Here is a 640-nt window from a genome sequence, read left to right as displayed (position 1 = left end):
CTGGTACGCCTGCGACGGCGGCTGTGGCTGCGGCTGCGGCTGCCCGGCGGCCGGTACGGGCGCGGCCCACGGCAGGGCGGCCGGGTCGGCCGTCGGGCGCTGGTGCAGGGGGCTACCGCGCACGGAGCACCTCCCCGGGGTTGAACGGGTACTGGTCGTCTTCTTGACGGTCCGTCACCGTCGGTTGCTGGAGCTGGTACTGACCGTCCTCGGTCACCGGACCGGTCATCCGGCCGGACATCTGGCCGGAGGCGTGACCGGTCGCCTGGACGTGTGCCGGGAACGGCGCGGGGGCGGCGGGCTGTGGTGCCAGTCCGGCGAGCGGGGCGACGGGGCCGGTGGTGATCACCGGCGGGACGTACGAGGGCGACTCGCCCTCCACCGGGGCCTGGGCCGACTGCCCGTAGCCGGGCTGCGGGTAACCGGGTTGCGGGTAGCCGGGCTGCGGGTAGAACGGCTGCCCCTGGGACTGCTCCCCGGAGCCCTGATCCCCGGAGGCCGGCCGCCCGTGGACGCCCTGCCCGTACGGGGCCGGTGTGGGCACCTGCGGCACGGGCGGCACCGGAGCTGCGGGCCCGACCGGCACCGGTCCGACCGGCGCGACGGGCACCGGACCGACCGGCGCGACGGGCACCGGACC

The 640-nt window shown here is 77.2% G+C and carries 1 pseudogene; it reads right to left on the bottom strand.

Annotated features, from left to right (window positions below):
- Positions 1 to 112: 112 nt before the first annotated feature.
- Positions 113 to 640: pseudogene (locus BG452_RS36405) on the bottom strand (hypothetical protein); the annotation flags it as partial.

The organism is Streptomyces sp. CBMA123, assembly GCF_014596465.1.
Classification (GTDB): Bacteria; Actinomycetota; Actinomycetes; order Streptomycetales; family Streptomycetaceae; genus Kitasatospora.
Note: the sequence above shows the minus strand (reverse complement) of the source record. Positions and strands in the feature narration are given on the sequence as shown.